Source organism: Micromonospora sp. 4G55 (assembly GCF_016803375.1).
Window position 1 is genome coordinate 1 of record NZ_JAEVHN010000303.1, and the last position, 7,243, is coordinate 7,243.

The following is a 7,243-nucleotide window of genomic DNA, read 5'->3' on the forward strand; positions in this document are numbered from 1 at the left end:
TCCTGCGCGACGACGACCTGACCCCGGCCGAGCAGTCCACCGTGCTCGACCTGGCCGCCCGGATGAAGGCCGACCGGTTCGCGTACACGCCGCTGGCCGGGCCGCGGTCGTGGCGGTGCTCTTCGACAAGCAGAGCCTGCGCACCCGGATCTCCTTCGACGCCGGCATCGCCGAGCTGGGCGGCCACCCCCTGGTCGTGGACACCCAGGTCACCCACTTCGGGCGGGGCGAGTCTCTCGCCGACGCCGGGCGGGTGCTGTCCCGCTACGTCGCCGCGATCGTGCTGCGCACCCACGGCGACGACCGGATCGCCGAGGTCGCCTCGCACGCCACCGTGCCGGTGATCAACGCCCTCACCGACGGCTACCACCCCTGCCAGCTGCTGGCCGACCTGCTCACCGTCCGCGAGCACTGCGGCGGCACCCGAGGCCGGACCCTGGCGTACGTCGGGGACGCCGCCAACAACCTGTCGCACTCCTACCTGCTCGCCGGCGCGACCGCCGGGATGCACGTGCGGGTCGCCGGCCCGGCCGGTTTCCAGCCCGACCCCGACGTGGTGGCCCGGGCCGAGAAGATCGCCCTCGGCACCGGCGGATCGGTCCGGGCGCTCGTCGACCCGGTCGAGGCGGTCCGCGGGGCCGACGTGGTCGCCACCGACACCTGGACCTCGATGGGCCAGGAGGACGACGGGCTGGACCGGCTCACCCCGTTCCGGCCGTACCAGGTCAACGACGCGCTGCTGGCCCACGCCGCGACCGACGTGATCGTGCTGCACTGCCTGCCCGCGCACCGGGGCGAGGAGATCACCGACGAGGTGCTCGACGGGCCGCGCAGCGCGGTCTTCGACCAGGCGGAGAATCGCCTGCACGCCCAGAAGGCGCTGCTGACGTATCTCCTGGAGGCCTCCACATGACCGCCCCGCTGACCCGCGCCGCCCGGCACGGCCGCATCGTCGAGCTGATCCGCGACAAGGCGATCCACTCGCAGACCGAGCTGGCCGACCTGCTCGCCACCGACGGCATCCAGGTCACCCAGGCCACCCTCTCCCGCGATCTCAAGGAGCTGGGCGCGGTCACCGCCCGCGGCGGCGACGGGCGGGGCGTCTACCTGATCCCGGAGGACGGCCAGCGACCGCTGCGCGACGCCGAGGCCGCCCCGGCCCGGCTGGTCCGGCTGCTGCGCGAGCTGCTCAACGGGGTCGACTCCAGCGGCAACATCGCCGTACTGCGCACCCCGCCGGGCGCAGCCCACTACCTGGCCAGCGCGTTGGACCGAGCGGGCCTGCCCGAGATCGTCGGCACCATCGCCGGCGACGACACCATCCTCGTCGTGGCCCGCGAGGCCGTCGGCGGGGCCGCGCTCGGCGACAAGCTCGCCGGGTGGGCCCGCCGGGAAGAAAATGTTGAAGGGAGCACCACACCATGACCGAGCGGGTCGTCCTTGCCTACTCCGGGGGTCTCGACACCTCCGTGGCCATTCCGTACCTCGCCGAGCAGACCGGCGCCGAGATCGTCGCGGTGGCCGTCGACGTCGGACAGGGCGGCGAGGACCTCGACGCCATCCGGCAGCGCGCGCTGGACTGCGGCGCCGTCGAGTCCGAGGTGGTCGACGCGCGTGACGAGTTCGCCGCGACTACTGCCTGCCGGCGATGCGCGCCAACGCCCTCTACATGGACCGCTACCCGCTGGTCTCCGCGCTGTCCCGGCCGCTGATCGTCAAGCACCTGGTGGCCGCGGCCCGCAAGCACGGCGGCACGATCGTCTCGCACGGCTGCACCGGCAAGGGCAACGACCAGGTCCGCTTCGAGGTCGGGCTGAGCGCCCTCGCCCCCGACCTGAAGATCATCGCCCCGGCCCGGGACTTCGCCTGGACGCGGGACAAGGCCATCGCCTTCGCCGAGGAGAAGGGCCTGCCGATCGACGTGTCGGCCAAGTCGCCGTACTCCATCGACCAGAACCTCTGGGGTCGTGCGGTGGAGACCGGCTTCTTGGAGGACATCTGGAACGGTCCCATCGAGGACCTGTACTCCTACACCGCCGACCCGGCCGAGCCGCGCGACGCCGACGAGGTCGTGATCACCTTCGACGCCGGCAACCCGGTCGCCATCGACGGCGAGACCGTCACCCCGTACCAGGCGATCCTGGAGCTGAACCGGCGCGCCGGCGCCCAGGGCGTCGGCCGGCTCGACATGGTCGAGGACCGCCTCGTCGGCATCAAGAGCCGCGAGGTGTACGAGGCCCCCGGCGCGATCGCGCTGATCATCGCCCACCAGGAGCTGGAGGCGGTCACCGTCGAGCGCGACCTGGCCCGGTTCAAGCGCGGCGTCGACCAGCGCTGGGGCGAGCTGGTCTACGACGGCCTCTGGTTCTCGCCGCTCAAGGACAGCCTGGACGCCTTCATCGACGACGCCCAGCGGCACGTCTCCGGCGAGGTGCGGCTCACCCTGCACGGCGGCCGGGCCACCGTCACCGGCCGGCGCTCCGAGGCCAGCCTCTACGACTTCGGCATGGCCACCTACGACACCGGCGACACCTTCGACCAGTCCCTGGCGAAGGGTTTCGTGCAGCTGTGGGGCCTGCCGAGCAAGATGGCCGCCGCACGGGACGCCCGGCTGGGCGGCTAGGAACCGTGGCAACCACAATGGGCGGCGTGGACGACAAGAGCCTGACCGAGAACAGCGCCGCCACCAACCGGACGAGCCTGTGGGGTGGCCGGTTCGCCGGTGGCCCCGCCGAAGCCCTCGCGCGGCTGTCGGTGAGTGTCCAGTTCGACTGGCGCCTCGCCCCGTACGACATCGCCGGCTCCCGGGCGCACGCCCGGGTGCTGGCCGGCGCGGGCCTGCTCGACCCGGAGGAGCTGGGCCGCATCCTGGCGGCGCTGGACGATCTGGAGGCGGCCTGCGCCTCCGGGCAGTTCCGCCCGACCATCGACGACGAGGACGTGCACACCGCCCTGGAGCGCGGCCTGCTGGAGCGGCTCGGCAGCCTCGGCGGCAAGCTGCGCGCCGGGCGTCCCGCAACGACCAGGTCGCCACCGACCTGCGGCTCTACCTGCGTGACCACGCCCGGGGCGTGGCCGCCCGGCTGGTCGAGCTGGCCGAGGCGCTGGTCGAGCAGGCCGAGCGGCACGTGGACACTGCCGCGCCCGGGATGACCCACCTCCAGCACGCCCAGCCGGTCACCTTCGGACACTGGCTGCTCGCCCACGTGCAGCCGCTGCTGCGCGACCTGGAGCGGCTGCGCGACTGGGACCACCGGGCCGCGATCAGCCCGCTCGGGGCGGGCGCGCTGGCCGGCTCCGGCCTGCCGCTGGACCCGGTGGCCGTCTCCAAGGAGCTGGGCTTCCGTACGTCGTTCGCCAACTCGATGGACGCCGTCGCCGACCGGGACTTCGTCGCCGAGTTCCTCTTCGTCACCGCGCTGGTCGGGGTGCACCTGTCCCGCCTCGGCGAGGAGGTGGTGCTCTGGACCTCGCACGAGTTCGGCTGGGTGGAGCTCGACGACGCCTTCGCCACCGGCTCGTCGATCATGCCGCAGAAGAAGAACGCGGACATCGCCGAGCTGGCCCGGGGGAAGTCGGGCCGCCTCGTCGGCGGGCTGATGAGCGTGCTCACCATGCTCAAGGGCCTGCCGATGACCTACGACCGGGACATGCAGGAGGACAAGGAGCCGGCCTTCGACGCGGTCGACACCCTGGAACTGCTGCTGCCGGCGCTCGCCGGGATGATCTCCACCATGACGGTACGCGTCGACCGGCTGGTGGCCGCCGCGCCGGTGGGCTTCTCGCTGGCCACCGAGGTGGCCGACTGGCTCGTCCGCAAGGGCGTGCCGTTCCGCGACGCGCACGAGATCACCGGCAAGCTCGTCGCGCTCTGCGTGGCCCGGGACTGCGCCCTGGACGAGGTCTCCGACGACGACCTCGCCACGGTCAGCGAGCACCTGGACCCGAGCGTGCGCGACGTGCTCTCGGTCCGCTCGGCGCTGGCCGCCCGGACCACGCCCGGCTCCACCGGCCCCGGCCCGGTGGCCGACCAGCTCGCCGCCGCCGCGGACAAGCTGGCCGGCTGGCGGGAGTGGAGCAGCGAGCGGGTCGTACCCCGCTGAGGTCGACGGGTCGGCGCGGCGCGACGCCGCGCGACCCTCACACCGTCGGCCGCTCCCGTTTCGGCAGCTTCGCCACCACCGCCTCGTACGAGCCGTCGACGGCCTCGATCAGCTCGTCGTCCGGGATCGCGCCGTTCAGGCGCAGCGAGTTCCACCCCGACCGCCCGATGTACGCCGACGCCTTCGCGTCGTCCGGGAACCGGTGGATCCACTCGTCGGCGACCTCCCGGTTCGGGCCGCACTTCACGCCGACCCGCGCCTCTCCGTCCGGCGAGCCGAGGAAGGCGAAGATCCGGCTTCCCACCTTCACCACCTCGTCGCCCTCCCAGGGCTGGTCCAGCCGGGCGCCGGCTTCCCGAGGCAGTACGCCAGCATCTCGTCGCGCGTCATCGCGTCCTCCCGGTGGCAGCGGTCACCGGCACAGTCTCTCCGACCCGTCCAGCCCCGGGGCACCTCCGCGCCGACCGGGCAGCCCGGAAGCCAGCGCCTCGGCGCCGACCGGGCGGTCGGCAAGCCGGCGCCTCGGCCCCGATCGGGCGGTCGGGAAGCCGGTCTCTCGGCGTTGCGGTCGGCCGGCAAGAGCGCGATCGCGGTCAGTCGGTGCCGGCGGTGCGGGCGGACACCCGCTCGAAGCGCTGCTTGGCGGCCTGTGCGCTGCCCAGCCCCAGCCCGAAGGCGATCGCCTGCCAGGTCATGCCGCGCCCCCGGGCGAGGGTCAGCAGCCCGGCCTCCAGCGTGTCGAGCTCGGCGCGCAGGTGGGGCAGGAGGGTCAACGCCGCCGTCAGGTCGGCCTCGTCGACCGGTTCCTCACCGGGCTCCCGCTCCGCCCCGCCGGCGGCGAGGGCGGTCACCAGCGCGACCGCCTCGTACGGATCGGCCAGGTACGGGTTGGTGTGGCGCCGGCGGCGCGCCTCGGTCCCGGCGTGCCGCGCGGTGATGCGTTCCAGCGCGGCGTAGGTGCGGTGGGCGCGGGCGCGGGCCGCGTCGGGGGCGGTGAAGGCGTCGTCGGTCACGCCTCCAGCAGACCCCATCGCGCCCACCGTGTCAACGGAATCTTTTCAACAATCCGTTGATGACCGGTCCGGCCCGCTGCACCAGGGCCGCGTACCCGACGCCCAGCGCCAGCGACGCCACCAGGGCCAGCAGTGGCTGGTCGCGCAGGTGCGGGTAGACCTGCCAGTGGGTCAGGTAGATGTACAGGGAGCTGCCCGCCAGCACACCGGCCACCCGGTTCAGCGGACCCAGGCTCGGCACGGTCGGCAGCCAGACCAGCAGCGCGAACCCGGCCACGATCAACGCCTCCCGCTGCGGCTGGCCGAAGAAGCCCGGCACGGTGGCCGCCGCGGCGGCGGTGACCAGCAGCCGCTGCCGTACCCCGTCGGCGCGGGCCGCCGCCCACCCGAGCGCGAAGAGCCAGAACGCCACGACCGCCGTCGGCAGGTCGTACCGGGCGTCCAGGCCCAAGACGTCGTAGCGGCTGAGCAGCCCGAGCCCGGCGAGGGTCACCGGCAGCCCGAACGGGTGGCGGCGTTCCAGCCGGTCCATCGCCGGCACCGCCAGCAGGACGGCCACCGCGACCAGGATGTAGACCAGCGCCTCGACGAACCAGAAGTGCCACTCGGTGCGCCCGTCGTCTGGGCCGACGAGGCTGTTGAGCAGCAGCAGGTTGCTCCACCGGTACTGGTCGGTGAGCACCAGCATCGCCGCGATCCAGGCGGTCGTGGGCAGCACGATCCGGGCCAGGGCGGAGCGGACCTGACGCAGCCGGTCGGTCCGTCCGGCGTCGGTCAGCAGGAACCGGGCGAAGTTGAAGCCGGCCACCCCGAGCAGGAGGTGCGCCCCGCCGGTGAGGGTGAACATCGGGATGTGCGAGCCGACGACCAGCACGATCGCCACGGCCCGCAACGCCACGCTGGTCTCCAGCGTCCGCCGACGGCGCGACCGCCCGCCGCGCGGCGCGGGCAGCGCCCCGATCGGCAGGGTGTGCCAGTTCGGCGGCAGCTGGCCGAGCGCCCGCTCCAGGCGGACCGACATCTCGACGTACGACAGCGAGTCGCCGCCCAGGTCGACGAAGCTGTGCTCCGGGGTCACGTCGGTGCGGTCCAGCACCTCGGCGAAGAGCCGGCACAGGTCGTCGTCCGGGGCGGGAGCCGACGGCGCGGGCGCGGCGACCGGACCGGCCGCCGACTCGCGCAGCGCCGGGTAGTCCACCTTGCCGGTGGCCAGCCGGGGCAGCCGCGGCAGCGCCAGCACCCGTACCGCCCGGGGTGGCAGGGCCAGCTCGCCGGCGACCAGCCGACGGACCCGTGCCGGATCCACCTCGCCGGCCACTGCCACCAACAGCTCGTCGTCCGCGCCCAGGCAGGCCGCGTCCACGTCGTGCGCGGCCAGCAGCGCCTCCACCCGCTGCGGGTCCACCCGCAGGCCGAGGATCTTGGCGAACCGGCTGCGCCGGCCCACCAGCTCGTACAGGCCGTCCGGGCCGCGGCGGGCCAGGTCGCCGGTGTGCAGCTCGGTCACGGTACGCCCCGACGCCAGGTCGGCCGGGCGCTCGGCGTAGCCGAGCATCACGTTCGGTCCGGCGTACACCAGCTCGCCGACGCCGTCCGGCTGCTCCGGCAGCGCAGCGAGCCGGAACTCGCCGCCCGGCACCGGCACGCCGATCGCCTCCGGTCGGCTGGCCGCCAGGTCCGGCGGCAGGTACGCCATCCGGGCCGTCGCCTCGGTCTGCCCGTACATGACGAACAGGTCCCAGCCGCTGCGCCGGCCCAGCTCGGCGAAGCGCACCACCTTCTCCGGCGCCAGCCGGCCGCCGGCGGCGGTGACGTAGCGCAGGTGCGGCAGGTTCATCGCGGCGAAGCGACCCGGTCCAGCAGGTCGAAGGTGTACGGCACCCCGGCGAAACTGGTGGCCCGGGCCTGGCGGAACAGCTCCCAGAAGCAGTCGTCGGCGACCGAGCGGTCGGTCAGCACCAGCGCGGCGCCCCGGGCGAGGTGACTGTTCACCACCGACAGGCCGTAGCAGTAGTGCAGCGGCAGGCTGGTCGAAGGTGTACGGCACCCCGGCGAAACTGGTGGCCCGGGCCTGGCGGAACAGCTCCCAGAAGCAGTCGTCGGCGACCGAGCGGTCGGTCAGCACCA

The 7,243-nt window shown here is 73.7% G+C and carries 4 protein-coding genes and 3 pseudogenes; 4 read left to right on the forward strand and 3 right to left on the reverse strand.

Annotated elements, in window-relative coordinates:
* The first annotated feature begins 2 nt into the window (after positions 1 to 2).
* The 4 genes and pseudogenes from argF to argH all read left to right on the forward strand — a co-directional run bounded on the left by argF (position 3) and on the right by argH (position 4,103).
* Positions 3 to 913: pseudogene (gene argF / locus JNW89_RS22125) on the forward strand (ornithine carbamoyltransferase).
* Positions 910 to 1,425: an arginine repressor gene (locus JNW89_RS22130; protein ID WP_154937999.1), complete on the forward strand. Its 516-nt coding sequence runs from the start codon at positions 910 to 912 to the stop codon at positions 1,423 to 1,425. Before argF ends, JNW89_RS22130 begins: the two are co-directional and overlap by 4 nt.
* Positions 1,422 to 2,623: pseudogene (locus tag JNW89_RS22135) on the forward strand (argininosuccinate synthase). Before JNW89_RS22130 ends, JNW89_RS22135 begins: the two are co-directional and overlap by 4 nt.
* 17 nt (positions 2,624 to 2,640) lie before the next feature.
* Positions 2,641 to 4,103: pseudogene (argH, locus tag JNW89_RS22140) on the forward strand (argininosuccinate lyase).
* Positions 4,104 to 4,140: 37 nt separating this feature from the next.
* Here argH and JNW89_RS22145 read toward each other — a convergent pair.
* From JNW89_RS22145 to JNW89_RS22155, 3 genes are all read right to left on the reverse strand, one after another.
* A complete protein-coding gene (locus JNW89_RS22145) occupies positions 4,141 to 4,407 on the reverse strand; it encodes an MmcQ/YjbR family DNA-binding protein (protein ID WP_238450359.1) in 267 nt (88 codons plus the stop codon).
* Between the two features lie 289 nt (positions 4,408 to 4,696).
* Complete coding sequence (locus tag JNW89_RS22150; RefSeq protein ID WP_238450360.1) at positions 4,697 to 5,116, reverse strand: DNA-binding protein; 420 nt, start codon at positions 5,114 to 5,116, stop codon at positions 4,697 to 4,699.
* A 31-nt stretch (positions 5,117 to 5,147) separates the two neighbouring features.
* Positions 5,148 to 7,163, reverse strand: coding sequence for an AMP-binding protein (locus tag JNW89_RS22155; RefSeq protein WP_238450361.1), 2,016 nt, complete (start codon positions 7,161 to 7,163; stop codon positions 5,148 to 5,150).
* Positions 7,164 to 7,243 lie beyond the last annotated feature (80 nt).